The following is a 16450-nucleotide window of genomic DNA, read 5'->3' on the forward strand; positions in this document are numbered from 1 at the left end:
GTTGACATCGAGAGATCTTAAAAGTATTTTTGCAAAAAAGCTGGAGGTAATCATGCCAAAATACAGATCATTTACATCCACATCAGGAAGAAATATGGCAGGTGCCAGAGCACTTTGGAGAGCAACAGGTGTAAAAGAAGAAGATTTCAATAAAAAACCTATTATAGCTGTTGTAAATTCGTTTACCCAGTTTGTCCCGGGACATGTCCATCTAAGAGAAATTGGCAAGATGATGGTGGAAGAGATAGAAAAAGCGGGTGGGATAGCAAAAGAGATGAACACAATAGCCATAGATGACGGAATAGCTATGGGGCATGACGGAATGCTGTACTCATTGCCATCCAGAGATCTCATTGCTGATTCTGTGGAATATATGATAAATGCCCACTGTGCGGATGCAATGGTATGTATTTCAAACTGCGATAAAATCACCCCCGGCATGCTTATGGCTGCCATGAGACTTAACATACCTGCCATATTCGTGTCTGGTGGGCCTATGGAAGCTGGAAAAGTCTTTTTAAAAGGGAAGGAAAAAAAGATGGATCTTGTGGATGCTATGGTGGCAGCTGTCAGCAAAGATTATGATGATGAAGAAACATTACAAATAGAAAGATCAGCATGCCCCACCTGTGGGTCCTGTTCAGGCATGTTTACTGCAAACTCTATGAACTGTTTGGCAGAAGCATTAGGTATGGCATTACCCGGCAATGGAACACTTTTGGCTACTCACAAACTAAGAAAAAACCTTTTTTTAACTGCTGCAAGAAGGATAGTTGAGCTCTGCCATCAATACTACGAAGAAGATGATACCTCCATTTTACCAAGATCGATAGCAACTTTTGAAGCTTTTGAAAACGCTATGACATTGGATATTGCTATGGGGGGCTCCACAAATACCGTTTTACATATCTTAGCTATTGCCCATGAGGCCGGTGTTAATTTTACAATGAGTGACATAGATAGACTATCCCGCAAAACTCCAAATCTTTGTAAAGTAGCTCCATCCACAGACAAATATCACATAGAGGATGTCCATAGAGCAGGAGGAATTTTCGGAATTCTCGCAGAATTAAATCGGGCTAACCTCATCCATACACATGTAAAAACTGTCCACTCAGAGACATTAGGCGAAGCAATTCAAAGATGGGATGTACTAAATGGTGACCCAGAGGTAATAAAGTTTTACTCCGCTGCACCTGGTAATGTCCCAACATTGGAACCTTTTTCTCAGGATAAATACTGGAACCTTGACCTTGACAGAAAAAATGGATGTATCAGAAACATAGAAAATGCCTACAGTAAAGATGGTGGACTGGCTGTACTATTTGGCAACATAGCCCAAGAGGGATGTATAGTTAAAACAGCAGGCGTTGACGAATCGATACTAAAATTTAAAGGTAGAGCTAAGGTGTTTGAAAGTCAGGAGGATGCTGTTAACGCCATTCTCTCAGATAAAATTACCCCAGGTGAAGTGGTGGTTATCAGGTATGAAGGCCCAAGAGGTGGACCTGGTATGCAGGAGATGTTATACCCCACAAGCTACCTCAAATCAAAAGGGCTTGGAAAAGTGTGTGCCTTGATAACAGATGGTAGATTCTCTGGAGGGACTTCAGGTTTATCCATAGGACACATCTCCCCAGAAGCCGCAGAAGGTGGTAATATAGCTCTTATTGAGGATGGAGACGAAATAATTATTGATATACCAGAAAGAATAATCCACCTTAATGTTTCTGAAGAAGAACTAATCAGAAGAAAAAATAATCTCATAAGTTCCGGAGGATTTAAACCCAAGCATAGACAGAGAACGGTCTCTACAGCCTTAAAAGCCTACGCATTACTTACCACTTCAGCGTCAAAAGGTGCAATAAGAGATGTTTCTAAATTTTACAAATGATAAAAGGGGACTACTCCCCTTTATCATGTTTGTCTTTTTCTGATCTCTGAAACCTGTTCTCCACCTATACCATAATTTTCCATATCAACCTCTTCAATAATCACCACTGTTGTCTTTTCTCCCCTACCCATCACCTCGACAAAAGCAGAAGTAATCTTCCGAATCAACACTCTCTTTTGCTCAGTAGTTGCTCCACCATGTTCTTTTGTCATCTTAACTGTAATAACTGGCATAACGCCTCCTTTGTAAGATATAAAGAAAAATCATAATTATACCACCTAAAAATATAGACAAAGATGCCAGTGCAATCGGACTATAAAAGCTCCTTGTTTTATCAGCTAAATAGCCTCCTATAATAGGTCCTAATATCTGACCAAAACTAAAAAATATAGTTAATACAGAGGTTGTATTCCTAATATTAGTTATCTCCTTTGCCACTACAAAAGAAAGGGATACAATACCTAAAAAAGTCCCCCCAAGACCTAATGCTGATATAAATAGGTACAAATAAGAAAATTTTATCAATGGCAGTGCCACACATATACATTGCAAAAAATACAAAAAAACTAATATCAAAACATTACCAACCTTCTTCCCCAAAATCCCCCACAATGGTGTAAAAATTGAAGCACCCAAACCAACCACCACCCAAACCAACCCAGATAAAAAAGATGAGCCCTCCACCCTGTAAACAAGAGCTGACACAAACGTACCAGTTATAATATACCCAAAACCCTCTAAGAAATATGCAATGGTAACTAATTTCACAGGTAGATTATTTCCTTTGATATCTTGGCATGTATCCATCTGTCTTGTCTGTTCAGGTGTTTTAGGAACTGTGGCATAAACAACTATCGCAGGTAAGATACTCAAAAGCCCCATAAGTAACCATATTTTTGATGAACTAAAAAACTTACCCAAAAAAGGTATTGTCATCCCAGACATAACCATACCAATACCAATGCCACTGAAAATAAAACCCGAAAGATGTCCAAAACCACTCTTTATTAGATAGTTTATAACGAAATCTGATCCATATATAAGTATCAGAGCACTACAAAAACCTGCCCAAAACCTCACTAAAAACCAAAATACAACACTTTCAAATACCATAAGTGATATGGTAATAACAGAGATAACCACCGAAATCCTAAATAAAATAAACTTTTTCGAATTATCTTTCAATGTAATCGCGAATATAGCCCCAAGTAGATATCCAAAAAGATTTACAGAAGCCAAAGAACCAGATATAAAGTCAGACAATGAAAACTCCCTTTGCATTAAAGGTAGTATTGGAGTATAGACAAACCGTGATATCCCCATCCCTAAAAATAACGAACAAAATCCACCAAATAAAACCGATATAATGTCTAAATTTAGTTTTTTCATAAAAAAAGACGGAGTAACAGATACTCCGCCATATCAAGCTTTTCTAACCCCTATAATTGGGATCTGAATATCGTATTTCTCTAAAAGTACGCCCACTAAAAAGATGAAAAAGCCCACAAAAGTGAAGTAATCTGGCATTAGCATCAATATACCACCAACAATATATAAGATCCTCTCAAGTGGTGTGGATTTTTTCTTCCAATACCCCAACACACCTGCTTCAAGGGCAAACATCGCCACAGAAGCACCTAAAAAGATAAATAGAATACTCCAGAAATCCCCTTTCATAAGGTATTGGGGTACAAATATGAAAAAGAAGGGCATAATATATCCACCTATACCAAGCTTCATAGAGTACCATGCTGCCTTTAACCAGCTACCACCAGAAATGGCTGTAGTAGTAAACACAGCAATACAAACAGGGGGAGTAAGACCAGACTTAATTGCAAAGTAGAATATAAACATGTGGGCTGCAAGGGGATCCACTTTCATCTGCGTAAGAGCTGGTACTAACACAGCAGCTGCCACCACATAAGCTGCTGTAGTGGTCATACCCATACCTAATATCATAGAGGTAAGCATGGTAGCTACAAGTGCCAGAAATACATTGTGTCCAGAAATTTCGATAATTATCTCAGAGACCTTTACACCAAAACCTGTCATCGATATGAGGGTAACCACAATCTGTACACATGACATCATTACCATCAGCCAGGCAAGAGCCTTTACTACACCTTCAAACAATCCACCATAGATATCCTTAATCCTCTTTACAATTTCATCTTTAACCAGTTTTCCTCCAAAAAATGTGTAGTATATTACAGATACAACAATTGCCCATGCTGCACACACCTGTGGAGGGAAAAACATGAATAGTAAAACACCAAGTGTACCAATTGGCAGGAAAAAGCCTAAAATATTACCTGGCTTAAAAACCTCTCTTACCTTAGGCATAAGCTCAGGTGGAATCTTACCCATGCCAGTTTTACCAGCCTCGATCCATATCCCAGCAGAAATACCAATAAAGTAAATCAGGGCCGGAACAGTCCCCGCAATCATGATAGAGGTATAAGGGATATTTAAAAATTCCGCCATGACAAAACAGCCAGCACCCATAATGGGGGGCATGATCTGTCCCCCAGACGATGCCGAAGCCTCTACAGCGGATGCAAACTCCCTTGAAAAACCAAACCGCTTCATCAAAGGGATTGTAAAAGAACCTGTTGTTGCAGCATTTGCCACCGAAGAACCACTAAGCATACCAAAAAGGGAGCTAGAGATAACTGCAACATGCCCAGGTCCACCCCTAATTTTCCCTCCCGCATAAGTGGAAAGATCCATAACCGTCTTACCTACACCAGTAGCAAATAAAATGGGACCAAAGATTATAAACGGTGCAATTATTCGGCTTGCCATATCTGTGAGCATTCCCCATATCCCTTCCGTCATCATGAAGAGCTGATACATTATATCGATATAATCAAAGCCCGGATGAGCAAATCTCCCTGGGATATAAGGACCATAAATAGTATAAACAATGAAAAAAATAACCAGTATAGGTATAACCCATCCCAAAGCTCTTCTTGTCCCCTCAATTAGCGCTACAACCAATATAACAGCCATTAAAAGCTCTAAGTCATTTATACTTCCTGGATTTCTAACTATAGTTTCCCAGTTTATCATTACATAAAAACATGGAATTATACTGAGGACTATAAACAAAAGGTCAAGTACCGATGGAGCTTTTTCTGTACCAGTGATCAAGATATTTAAGAACTTGTTGTTAAACTCCTTTTTAATCATCGGATAAACCAGAAACACTATAGCAAGACCAATAGAAAGTGAGATACCACCTTGTAGTAGAGGATGAAGGGAATAAAGAAGGGAGGTCCACATAACAAAGCCTCCCCAAGCCAAAACAAGTGTAGCTAACAAATATTTCCAAAACCCTTCTAACTTTCTCATAATAAATACCTTACTACTTCTTATCTGTTACTATTAAACTCATCTCTTTGTAACTACCCTGGTTACCAATAATCTCCAATTTATATGTTCCAGGTTTGGCCATCATTGGGATAGACGTCTTGACACTTATATTACCCTTGTCATCTGCAGTAATCACATCCACTTTTTCCGTACCAAGACCAATTTTTTCTCCTGCACTAAGTGTTAATATGATATCTATCTCCTCACCACTTTTAAAACCAGTTCCATCTATGCTTATTTGGGTTAGTGCTGGCCCAGAAGGAGGTGTTATCTTAACATCTATGTTACTTGCTATAGCGATACCACTAATAAAAACCAAAAACATTAAACTAAAGATAGATTTTCTCATGGTTTACCTCCATATTGTCGTTAATTAAGAAAGGGGAGTTTACCCCCTTTTATTACTTCATCCCTGGAGGAAGGAGCTTTGCAGGGACATTTACTTTTAACACTTCCCTATAAAACTTCACAGCACCTGGATGTAAGGGTACATTCAGGTACTTTTCAGCCATACCAAACATATCATCGAAATTCCCCTCTTTAAGGGTTGCAAGGGGGGTAACTATATCTTTTCTGTTATCCCACACAGCTTTTACTATTTTATACACAACATCGTCTGGAAGATCTTTATCAACAAAATCTGCCACAACGTAAGCAAGACTGTTCTGTTCTTTCTTTACACTTTTGAACAAACCTGCAGGTATCTTCATTGCAAGTCCCTGACCAGGATACACTTTATTAAAATTATCTATGAGCTTTTGATCAACATCGAATACTACAATATCCATGTTTGATTCGAGATCAAGAATTGCAGAGTCTTTAAAACCAGCCTTGAACCATGCCTTTACTACTCCGGACTTAAGGGCATCCACACTTGCCCCTATACCCATCATTTTATAGTTTGGGGTAATATTGTTAGCTTTGAAAAACAGTTCAACCACTCTACCTGAAGTGGTACCTGGGTTCATAGCAAAATCAACCCCAGAAAGACCAGTAACAGATTTTATATTAGCTTTTTCAGCAGCCACGATATGAATCGGAGTTATATATCCGCCCCACAAGGCTCTAAGGTTTGGGTTCTTTTTCCCCTCATAGTCAATGATACCCATATAGTTAGCATAAGCTGCTGCCGCATCAGCTGGCCCTATATGAATAGATTTTCTCTGAAGCCTACTTAAGTTTTCAACAAAACCACCTGTTTCCACAACAGTGACCTCAATTTCACCTGGATATGTGCTGTTTACAACCTTAGCCATTGCAACCGTATTGGCATACAAACCTGACCTGACAGAAGTAGCTCCCCATTTTATAAAAGTTTTTTTAGCGTAGGCAAAATCTGAAAACGAAACAGTTAAAAATAGGGATATCAAAAAACTAAGAAAAGATTTGGACAACATAGATGCACCTCCACTGTTTTGATATATATATTTTAACAAAAAAAACGATTTCAGTAAATAAAAAAATATGCTATTATAAACAATAGCACAGAAAAAAGTTTTTACACCCCTCTCAATCAACCATATACAAGCAGTTTTAGTTAGAACATCTTTATAAAAAAACTGCTTATCACTTAAAAGTTTTATTTGTCAACATACAATTTATCGTGACTTTTACCGCCAGTATACCAATCCGTTTTGGGTCTATCATCATACACCACAGTCACAGCCTCAGGGGGACAACCCAGATTCTTAACAAAAACCTCTGTGATATCCTTTGCTATATTATCCTTTACCTCTTTGCTTTTCCCCTGCCACATCTCTACCCTAACCACTGGCATAGAATACCTCCACCACCTAAGGCATAACAAATTTAAAGTTTTTAGGCTTAACAGTCAAAACAGGACAAGGGGATTTTCTGACAACTTTCTCAGCTGTGCTACCGAAAAGAACATGCTCAAGACCAGTCCTACCATGAGTACCTATTATTATTAGATCAGCTTTCATATCTTTAGCCTCACTGATAATCTCAACAAAAGCTGTACCTTTTAGCATTTTCACATCATAAGTAACCTCTTTTAATTCGGGAAAATGAGCTAAAAATTCATCCATCTGTTTTTTAGCTGATTCTTCCAACTCTTGATCAAGATTTTGAAAAGTTACCTGAGGCAAATAAAACGCCACAATCTGACTCTCATCAAAAATAACGTGAACTATTCTCAGCTCTGCCCCAAAATTTTTTGCAAACTCAATGGCATACTGCATAGCATATTTTGATGTTTCAGAAAAATCTGTCGGCACTAAAATCTTTTTAATATTTATCATAATCAACCTCCACTACTTTTTCTAATTATATACTAAGGTGAAAAAATAAACAATCGCTTTTAAATATACCTCAAGCAGACCATTTAATAATCACCCCACAAGAATAAAATCAGCTTCCAAGTAATCATAGTTTACTTTAAACAAGGATACTTTAACCCTATCACCGAGCTTTAGTTTAATTTTCTTTTTCTTCCCCATAAAGATATTCTGGCTTTCCAAATAATAGTAATTATCTCCCAGCATATTTTCAATGGAAACAAATCCTGTGAGGAGGAATTTATCAAGATAAACAAATATACCGTTTGGGGTTAGCCTGTTTATATAAGCGTCAAAAACAGCATCAGTGTGGGACTGAAGAAATTTAAGCTTTTTATAAAGATGTATCTCCCTTTCCGCTTCCTCTGCTAATTGCTCTGTTCTGGATGAATTTATAGCTGCACCATCAAGGTACTCCTCATCGTAATCAAAATTATATCCAAACAATTTTCTCTTTACAAGTCTGTGAACCACTAAATCAGGGTATCTCCTAATAGGACTTGTAAAATGTGTATAACACTGAGAAGATAAGCCGAAGTGACCCGTGTTATCAGGGGAATATAAAGCCTTTTGCATAGTCCTGACCAACATGGAACTTAAAAGGTAACCAAAAGGAGATCTACTTATCTTTTCAGACAACATCTGAATCGATTTTGGGTCAAATCCGTCTACATCTTCCACATCTATACCATATAAATGACACAATGAGGTAAACTCTTTTAGTTTATCGGCATCAGGAACACCATGAACCCGAAACATGCTCCTATTATAATTTTTCTCAAGAAACTCAGCCACTACTTCATTTGCCTCAATCATAAAAAACTCGATTAATCTATGGGATATTTTTCTCTCAAGGGGCTTGATATCCACCATATCCCCTTCATCATCAAAATAAAATTCCACCTCCGGTAGATCAAAATCGATCATACCATCTAACTTTCTTCTACTCATGAGCTTTTCTAACAACTCCAATCCATAGATTACAAGATCGTTTAACCTTTTGTCTTCAGAAAGTACTTTTTTTTCTATAAGATCATTCACAAAATTGTATGTCAGTCTATAATCACTATTTATGATAGACTGATGAAACTTGGAAAACAACCTATTACCACTATCATCGTAATCTATCTCAACCGTAAGAGCCAATCTATCCACATTTGGCTTAAGACTACACATCTCATTAGAAAGCTCCTCAGGTAGCATCGGTATAGCAAACTCAGGAAAATATATACTTGTGCCCCGCCTATATGCCTCCTTATCCACTTTACTACCAGCTCTTACAAAATGAGCCACATCGGCAATATGAACATAGAGCTTATAACCGTTATTCGTTTTCATGATAGATATAGCATCATCAAAATCCCTCGCTGTTTCACCATCTATTGTGACTGTGAAAAGATCGCGAAAATCCTCCCTTTTACCTGGATATTTAATAAGCTCTAAAACATCTCTTTTTACTGCTTTTTGAACAGATTTTGGGAACTCCCTTCTTATCTCATATTTCTCCAAAACGATTATATTTTCAATACCTTTATCAGCAAGGTTACCTAATATCTTGTGTACCTTACCTTCAGGGTTCCGGTTCTTCTCGGGGTATTTCGTTATCTCACAGATTACCACGTCATCATCTTTAAGATCATCAGCATACCTTTTCGGTATATAAATATCAAAACCGAATCTTTTAACAAAAGGTATGACATAGGCAAAAAATCTGGATTTCTCCACCCTACCTATAATCTTGGAATAACCCCTCTCGATGATCTCAACAACCCGCGCTTCTTTTTTTCCTTTAAAAACCTCTATCTGTACCTTAACAATATCCTTATGGGAAGCTCCGTTAAGTTTAGATTTTGGTATAAATACATCAGGCAGATCTGGATTATCTGGAATAAAAAAACCATAGCCATCTACAGCCAAATCCACTTTCCCAACGAGCAACTCTTGTTCCTTTCTTTTAACCTTATCTTTACTCCTCTTTTTCCCCATTCAGCTTTAACTCCTTGATTCGAGATCTTAAGGTATTCCTATTTATACCCAAAATTCTTGATGCCTCCGACTTATTCCATTTCGTTAAATCCAATGCCACTTGTATTAATGGTTTTTCCACTATCTTCATATATTCAATATAAGCGTCATTATTACCGGTTATTATTGAATAGTCCATGATCTGTTTTGCAAGATCGTAAAGTCTTTCATGTAATGAGTCCTCTTCATGGGAAATACAACTCTCTTTTATCTTATCCGGCAGATCATCTACAGTTATAACCGATCTACTTGATTGCACTATTGCATACTGAATGGTATTCTCCAATTCCCTAATATTACCAGGCCAGCTGTATTTCTTTAGTACCTCTATAGCCTCATCAGATACCCCCACAACTTCTTCTTTTATATGACTATACTTTTTCAAAAAATGTTCAACGAGCATAGGGATATCTTCCTTCCTTTCTTTTAATGGAGGTAGCTTAATCTCCACAACATTAAGCCTATAAAAAAGATCCTCCCTGAAGCTACCCTCTTTTACCATCTGCTCCAGATTCCTATTAGTAGCTGCTATTATTCTAACATTTAATTTAATCTTTTTGTTTGAACCTATCCTCAAAATCTCTTTATCCTGTAACACTCTCAAAATTTTAGATTGTAAACCTAACTCCATCTCACCAATCTCATCCAAAAAGATCGTTCCACCGTCAGCTTCTTCGAATTTACCTATTTTATCTGAGATAGCACCAGTAAAAGCTCCTTTTACGTGTCCAAAAAGCTCGCTCTCTAAGAGATCTTTGGGTATGGAAGCTACATTCACCGCTACAAAAGGTTTCTCCCTGCGATTACTTTTTTCATGAATCATATTAGCAATGACCTCTTTACCCGTTCCTGTCTCCCCTGTAATCAAAACACTGATATTAGTCCTGGCAACCTTACCAACTACCTTATATACCTCCAACATCTTTCTTGAGTTTGTCTGATAGTCGTAAGGTATCGGCTCTTTATTCTTTACAAAATCTATTTTTTTAGAAAAGAGATCTATTACCCTATTTTTTATTTCGGTAACATTAAAAGGTTTCGGAAAAAAATCTATCGCACCAATCTCCATAGACTCTATTACATTACTACTTGTATTCTGAGCTGTTATTACAATGAAATAGATGTTCTTAAATATATTTTTCCACCTTTTGATTAATCTTAGTCCACTATCTTCATCTAAAAAAATATCCACAATACATAGATCTATTTTTTCATTTTCCAATATTTTTTCAGCTGAAGTTCTATTTGTTGCTGTTTTGACAATTATGTTTTCATCTTCCAAGCCCTCTTTCAACAACCAGAGGATATTTTCCTCATCATCAACAACCAACACTTTTATCATCTAACTCTCCACTTGAATAAGGTATTAGTATATTAAAAGTAGTTCCATATTTATATAATGTATTAAAAAATATCCTACCATTATGTTTCTCAATAATATTCTTTGCTATAAAAAGCCCTAAACCGCCCCCTTTACTCTTAGTGGTAAAAAATGGATTGAAGATCTTGTTAACATCTTCATTTTTAATACCTCCAGATAGATCACTAATACTAAACTTTATCATCGAAACAGTTTTGTCTGTGTATGAGGATCTCATTTTCATGGAAGCATCTATTGATACAGATATATTTATTTTAGTTTTACTGTAAGCATCACAACTGTTTTTTAGTATATTAAAAATCGCGATATAGAACTGTTCTTTGTCACATCTGAACTTAGATATCTCAGGATCTATATCAGCACCTATCTCCACATCTGGATAAATCATCTTTGTAGCAGAAATTAGCTCTTCCAAAAAACTTTTCAATATCACCGTATCAATCTTTAGATTTTTAAACAACACAGATATACTATCCAGCAGGTGCTGTATTCTACCACTTTCTTTTGTAATGATATCTGCAGTATGTTGAACAAAACTATCCTTAAAGCGCAACTTGAGCAGTTGGGAAGCACCGTTTATTACCGTCAAAGGGTTCTTTATTTCATGCTGCATAGACAAAAGATCTATAAAATTGTTCATATCGTTTAAATAATCTGTCAAATCTAAAAAATAAAAAAAGTCACCGAACTTTGCTACCCCCAACTTCATGCTGGAAATATTTATAAGCTTAATATTGTCGGAAAAGATATTTCGAATAAACTGCTTGGGATCATCATTTATATTAATGGTGATATTATTTAAAATCTTTTCCGCATAATCATTTATCGGAATTACCCGGCCATCTTTAAACTCAAACTTACCTATCCTTAAAATATCCAGTTCATCATTCATGTTAATTTATTACATCATTCTCTTTTGGTTCTTCAATAAAAGGCTCAAACCTGAAATCATCTATGATGTCTTCAGTTTTCCTATGGGAAGATGGATCAAACTTATAATAAACCACCTCAGGTGAGGCTGGAAATATATTTTGAGGTATTTTAGAAATAATACCATTCATAAATTCTATCCAGATAGGCAGCGCTGCTCTTCCTCCAGTTTCACCTCTGCCAATAGGGATAAATTCATCAAAACCGACCCACGTACCCACGACAATATCAGGGGTATAACCAATAAACCAAGCATCTTTATAATCATTTGTTGTACCTGTTTTACCTGCAATAATTCTTGGAATCGCCCGAGCCGCTTTTGCTGTACCATCCTCAACAACATTCATGAGGATCTCATTCATAACATGAATCACAGAAGGTCTTATCCTCTGTTCACCTTCTTGAGGCTGTTTCTCTAATATTACATTTCCATTATCGTCAATAACCTTTGTGACAGCATAAGGTATTACACTTTTGCCCATATTAGGAAACAGAGCATAAGCATAAACCATTTCTAACAGAGAGATCGATGCTGAGCCTATACTGATAGACAGATCGTTTGCCAGTTCTGAAACTATACCAAATCTATTATTTGCAAAATCTTTTATCTTTTTTATCCCAATCTTTTCAGCAATCTTAACACTCACAACATTTTTTGATGTGGTCAAAGCATCCTTTATAGTTGTAAAACCGTAGTATTGCCTATCAAAATTTTGAGGTGACCAAAATTTGCCCTTTTCTCCGCTTTCAAGCATTATTGGGGCATCATATACAAGGGTGGTAGAGTTGTAGCCACTGTCGATGGCAGCAGTATAAACAAAAGGTTTAAAAAGACTACCTACTTGTCTTTTTGACTGATAAGCCCTATTAAAATAAGATTTTCTGTAATCAAAGCCACCCACCATCGCCAACACAGACCCATCACTCGGACTAACAGCCAGCAATGCCCCTTCTAATTTAGGTTCTTGTGAAAGTAGAAACCCTTTATCTGTTTTTTGCACTAAAATCCAGTCACCTACGTTAATAATCTTTTTAAAGTCATCCAGTTGAAAGATCTTTCCACCATTAGGATAAGCCCACCTGTTCTCTGAAAGATGCAAAATCCCCTCTTTACCTTTAAAATCAAAAGCCACTTCAAACTGGGAGACCTTTTTAACTTTTACAGCATATACACCAAATTCGGAGAGATACTCCACTTTTTTTACCTTCTCCTCATATTTAGGATCATCACTTTTAGCCACCACACCGAAATACCCTTGCCTGTTGTTGACACTGATAACCCCATTTCTTACAGCTTCTTCTGCTTTAATCTGCATATCAAGGTCAAGAGTAGTATAAATTTTGTAGCCAAGATCATTAAAATCCTCTATTTTTAGCTCCTTTTTCAAGTTTGCCGTTACATAATCCACAAAATACCCAGCATAGTTCTTTCTTACAGGGCTATTTGGAGATGTTATGATATTTGGTATTATGGTATTTTTATATTCATCACTTGTAATATAACCTTCCTCGAGCATCCTTGACAACACATGTTTCATACGAGCAATAGACTTTTCCATATTGGCAGTGGGGGCATATATCCCCGGTGCCTTTGGAATACCAGCAAGCATTGCACATTCATATAGGTTTAGCTCCCAAACATGCTTACCAAAATAGTTTAGCGCAGCAGATTCAACACCATAAGAGCCCTTGCCAAAATAAACCTGATTTAAATATATCTCCAATATCTCCTCTTTTGTAAGGTACTTATCGATTTTATAGGCCAATACCGCCTCTTTAAACTTTCTCTTGAATTTTCTCTCAGGTGTCAGATATATCACTTTAACGAGCTGTTGAGTCAATGTGCTTCCACCCTCAACTACCCTACCTGCTTTTATGTTAGAAAAAGTAGCCCTTAAGATACCCAAAAAATCTATACCTCCATGGCTAAAAAATCTTGAATCCTCCACAGCCACTAAAGCGTTTACAAGATGTTTTGGAATCTTGTCAAACTTTACAGGAATCCTACGCTCCACACCCAATTCAGCAATCTGCTTTCCATTTTTATCGTAAACATAAGTAGGCACTTTGTATTTAAAATTTTTAAGCTGTGCAACAGATGGTAGATCACTTATTATAAAATATAGATAGCCTAAGACAAAAAACCCCAATGCAAGACTCAATGCCATAGACCAAAGGACATATTTTTTATATCTGATAAAAAACTCTTTCATTTACTACCTCACTTTATATTCTAAGATAAGATCTCTTATTTTTGCAGCCTTTTCAAAATCGAGAGCCTCCGCAGCCTTATACATCTCTTTTTCCAGCTCTTCAATCTGTTTTTCGATATCATGATCAATATTCAACCCAAACTCCTCAAAATCATACTCAAAATAATCCTTTTCATATATAGACTCAAGAATATTTTTTATCTCACTTTTAATTGTCTCTGGAGTTATATTGTGTTCTTTGTTATATTGAAGCTGCTTTTCCCTTCTTCTATTGGTTTCTTCTATAGCTTTCCTCATTGATTCTGTAATTTTATCTGCATAAAATATAGCTTTACCATTGATGTTCCTTGCTGCTCTACCAATAGTTTGTATCAAAGACCTTTCAGATCTTAAAAAACCTTCCTTATCAGCATCAAGTACCGCCACCAATGAAACCTCAGGCAAATCCAGACCTTCTCTCAAGAGGTTAATGCCTACTATTATATCTGTCTTACCCAATCTCAAATCCCTCAAGATCTTTACCCTTTCAAGGGTATCTATATCAGAATGCAAATACTCCACATTGAAACCCAGATCTTTCATATACCTGGTCAGATCTTCCGCCATCCTCTTTGTCAAAGTAGTAACCAATACCCTTTCTCCCCTTTTTATCACTTGTGCAGCCTCTGCTATAAGATCATCCACTTGATTTTTTGCTGGCTTTACCTCTATCTCAGGATCCATCAAACCAGTTGGCCTTATTATCTGCTCCACAATGACACCTTTTGAATCAACTATCTCATATTCAGCGGGAGTAGCACTCACATACAAAATCCTTCTGGCTATACTGTTGAATTCTTCAAACTTTAATGGTCTATTATCCAAAGCAGCAGGCAACCTAAAGCCATAGTCCACAAGGGTCTGTTTTCTCGATCTGTCACCATTGTACATCCCCTTTATCTGTGGAATTGTTATATGGGATTCATCTATTATAATAAGTGCATCTTTTGGCAAATAGCTCAAAAGTGTGGGGGGTGGTTCCCCCGGCATACGACCATCGAAATACCTCGAATAGTTTTCTATACCAGAACAATACCCTGTCTCCTTTATCATCTCAATATCAAACATTACCCTCTGTTGTAATCTCTGAGCCTCAACAAGCTTTTGTTGCTGTTCAAACTCTACAACTCTTTTTTTAAGGTCTATCTCAATCTGTTTTATAGCTTGCTCAATTGTCACCTTTGTCGTAACATAGTGTGTGTTAGGATAAACAGCCACTTTGCTTCTTGTGGCTAATGTTTTTCCAGTAACAGGATCAAACTCTGATATTCTATCGATCTCATCTCCAAAAAACTCTATTCTATATGCAATATCACTCTCATGGGATGGGAACACCTCCAGTACATCACCTTTTACCCTAAAGGTACCTCTATGAAAATCGATCTCATTTCTTTCATATTTTATCTCCACCAATTTTGCCAAGATATCATCCATTGGTCGCTCTTCACCTACTTCCACAGAAACAAGCATCCCATAATACGCTTCGGGGGAGCCTAAACCATAAATACATGAAACGCTTGCCACAATAATAACATCCCTCCGCTCGAGAAGACTTCTTGTGGCAGAATGCCTCATCTTGTCTATATCATCGTTTATTGATGAATCTTTTTCTATGTAAGTATCCGTTTGGGGGATATATGCCTCAGGCTGATAGTAATCGTAATAGCTTACGAAATACTCAACTGCATTTTCAGGAAAAAACTCTTTAAACTCTCCATATAACTGGGCAGCCAAAGTTTTGTTATGGGCTATTATGATAGTGGGTACTGAAAGTTCCCTTATTACATTAGCCATCGTGAATGTCTTCCCAGATCCAGTTACACCAACGAGAACCTGTCTATCTATTCCATGTTTAAAATTATACACTATCTGTTTAATAGCTTCAGGCTGATCCCCTTCGGGTTTATATTTGGAAAAAAGTTTGAATATCATAATATAATATTAATATATTTCAGGTCTATTGTGAAGAAAAATATTGGCCATGATATTATTGTATTTTTTGGAATATGATGCTTAAAAAATAACGCCTAATTAAAAAAAAGGGGTTTTAAAGCCCCTTTTTTATCTCTTGAGATTTAATAGCTCTTGCAACATTTCATCACTTGTTGTTATCACCCTTGAGTTCGTCTGATAACCTCTTTGCACGGTGATCATAGTAACAAACTCCTGAGCTATATCCACGTTGGAATTTTCTACAACCCCAGATTGAATAATCCCACGACCACCCTCACCAGCCACACCTATTGCAGCAAGACCTGAGTTAGGTGTTTCTGCAAAAAGTGAACCGCCAACTCTC

The 16450-nt window shown here is 36.9% G+C and carries 14 protein-coding genes; 1 reads left to right on the forward strand and 13 read right to left on the reverse strand.

Features of this window, described 5'->3' with window-relative positions:
- Positions 1-52 precede the first annotated feature (52 nt).
- Entirely contained in the window at positions 53-1894 is a 1842-nt protein-coding gene (gene ilvD / locus N3C60_08820) for a dihydroxy-acid dehydratase (protein MCX8085007.1), read from the forward strand.
- Positions 1895-1917: 23 nt separating this feature from the next.
- Here ilvD and N3C60_08825 read toward each other — a convergent pair whose 3' ends face one another.
- From N3C60_08825 to N3C60_08885, 13 genes are all read right to left on the reverse strand, one after another.
- Positions 1918-2127, reverse strand: coding sequence for a 4-oxalocrotonate tautomerase family protein (locus N3C60_08825; protein ID MCX8085008.1), 210 nt, complete (start codon positions 2125-2127; stop codon positions 1918-1920).
- Positions 2108-3283: a YbfB/YjiJ family MFS transporter gene (locus N3C60_08830; protein ID MCX8085009.1), complete on the reverse strand. Its 1176-nt coding sequence runs from the start codon at positions 3281-3283 to the stop codon at positions 2108-2110. Before N3C60_08830 ends, N3C60_08825 begins: the two co-directional genes overlap by 20 nt.
- A 33-nt stretch (positions 3284-3316) precedes the next feature.
- The gene (locus N3C60_08835; GenBank protein MCX8085010.1) at positions 3317-5248 is read right to left on the reverse strand and encodes a TRAP transporter fused permease subunit; all 1932 of its coding nucleotides are present in this window, start codon (positions 5246-5248) and stop codon (positions 3317-3319) included.
- A 13-nt stretch (positions 5249-5261) separates the two neighbouring features.
- Entirely contained in the window at positions 5262-5618 is a 357-nt protein-coding gene (locus N3C60_08840) for a hypothetical protein (protein MCX8085011.1), read from the reverse strand.
- 52 nt (positions 5619-5670) lie between these two features.
- The gene (locus N3C60_08845) at positions 5671-6666 is read right to left on the reverse strand and encodes a TAXI family TRAP transporter solute-binding subunit (protein ID MCX8085012.1); all 996 of its coding nucleotides are present in this window, start codon (positions 6664-6666) and stop codon (positions 5671-5673) included.
- Positions 6667-6848: 182 nt separating this feature from the next.
- Positions 6849-7046, reverse strand: coding sequence for a tautomerase family protein (locus N3C60_08850; protein MCX8085013.1), 198 nt, complete (start codon positions 7044-7046; stop codon positions 6849-6851).
- Between the two features lie 16 nt (positions 7047-7062).
- Positions 7063-7530, reverse strand: coding sequence for a universal stress protein (locus N3C60_08855; GenBank protein ID MCX8085014.1), 468 nt, complete (start codon positions 7528-7530; stop codon positions 7063-7065).
- 90 nt (positions 7531-7620) lie between these two features.
- Entirely contained in the window at positions 7621-9552 is a 1932-nt protein-coding gene (gene rnr / locus N3C60_08860; protein ID MCX8085015.1) for a ribonuclease R, read from the reverse strand.
- A complete protein-coding gene (locus N3C60_08865) occupies positions 9533-10933 on the reverse strand; it encodes a sigma-54 dependent transcriptional regulator (GenBank protein ID MCX8085016.1) in 1401 nt (466 codons plus the stop codon). The genes rnr and N3C60_08865 overlap by 20 nt, the downstream gene beginning before the upstream one ends.
- Positions 10911-11864 carry a HAMP domain-containing histidine kinase gene (locus N3C60_08870; GenBank protein ID MCX8085017.1) on the reverse strand — a complete coding sequence of 318 codons (954 nt, stop codon included), beginning with the start codon at positions 11862-11864 and terminating at the stop codon, positions 10911-10913. Before N3C60_08870 ends, N3C60_08865 begins: the two co-directional genes overlap by 23 nt.
- 1 nt (position 11865) lies before the next feature.
- Positions 11866-14115, reverse strand: coding sequence for a PBP1A family penicillin-binding protein (locus tag N3C60_08875; GenBank protein MCX8085018.1), 2250 nt, complete (start codon positions 14113-14115; stop codon positions 11866-11868).
- Positions 14116-14118: 3 nt separating this feature from the next.
- The gene (gene uvrB, locus N3C60_08880; protein ID MCX8085019.1) at positions 14119-16086 is read right to left on the reverse strand and encodes an excinuclease ABC subunit UvrB; all 1968 of its coding nucleotides are present in this window, start codon (positions 16084-16086) and stop codon (positions 14119-14121) included.
- 129 nt (positions 16087-16215) lie between these two features.
- Positions 16216-16450: hypothetical protein (locus N3C60_08885; GenBank protein ID MCX8085020.1), on the reverse strand; the 235-nt coding region annotated here is incomplete at its 5' end.

The sequence above is a fragment of the Calditerrivibrio sp. genome (assembly GCA_026415135.1).
GTDB lineage: Bacteria > Chrysiogenota > Deferribacteres > Deferribacterales > Calditerrivibrionaceae > Calditerrivibrio.

Bases quoted from the DNA above. Each gene is read 5' to 3' on its own strand.
- N3C60_08830 (MCX8085009.1), bottom strand. From the start codon at position 3,283: ATGAAAAAACTAAATTTAGACATTATATCGGTTTTATTTGGTGGATTT.
- N3C60_08850 (MCX8085013.1), bottom strand. From the start codon at position 7,046: ATGCCAGTGGTTAGGGTAGAGATGTGGCAGGGGAAAAGCAAAGAGGTA.
- N3C60_08835 (MCX8085010.1), bottom strand. From the start codon at position 5,248: ATGAGAAAGTTAGAAGGGTTTTGGAAATATTTGTTAGCTACACTTGTT.
- rnr (MCX8085015.1), bottom strand. From the start codon at position 9,552: ATGGGGAAAAAGAGGAGTAAAGATAAGGTTAAAAGAAAGGAACAAGAG.
- N3C60_08875 (MCX8085018.1), bottom strand. From the start codon at position 14,115: ATGAAAGAGTTTTTTATCAGATATAAAAAATATGTCCTTTGGTCTATG.
- N3C60_08825 (MCX8085008.1), bottom strand. From the start codon at position 2,127: ATGCCAGTTATTACAGTTAAGATGACAAAAGAACATGGTGGAGCAACT.
- N3C60_08840 (MCX8085011.1), bottom strand. From the start codon at position 5,618: ATGAGAAAATCTATCTTTAGTTTAATGTTTTTGGTTTTTATTAGTGGT.
- N3C60_08855 (MCX8085014.1), bottom strand. From the start codon at position 7,530: ATGATAAATATTAAAAAGATTTTAGTGCCGACAGATTTTTCTGAAACA.
- ilvD (MCX8085007.1), top strand. From the start codon at position 53: ATGCCAAAATACAGATCATTTACATCCACATCAGGAAGAAATATGGCA.
- N3C60_08870 (MCX8085017.1), bottom strand. From the start codon at position 11,864: ATGAATGATGAACTGGATATTTTAAGGATAGGTAAGTTTGAGTTTAAA.
- N3C60_08845 (MCX8085012.1), bottom strand. From the start codon at position 6,666: ATGTTGTCCAAATCTTTTCTTAGTTTTTTGATATCCCTATTTTTAACT.
- uvrB (MCX8085019.1), bottom strand. From the start codon at position 16,086: ATGATATTCAAACTTTTTTCCAAATATAAACCCGAAGGGGATCAGCCT.
- N3C60_08865 (MCX8085016.1), bottom strand. From the start codon at position 10,933: ATGATAAAAGTGTTGGTTGTTGATGATGAGGAAAATATCCTCTGGTTG.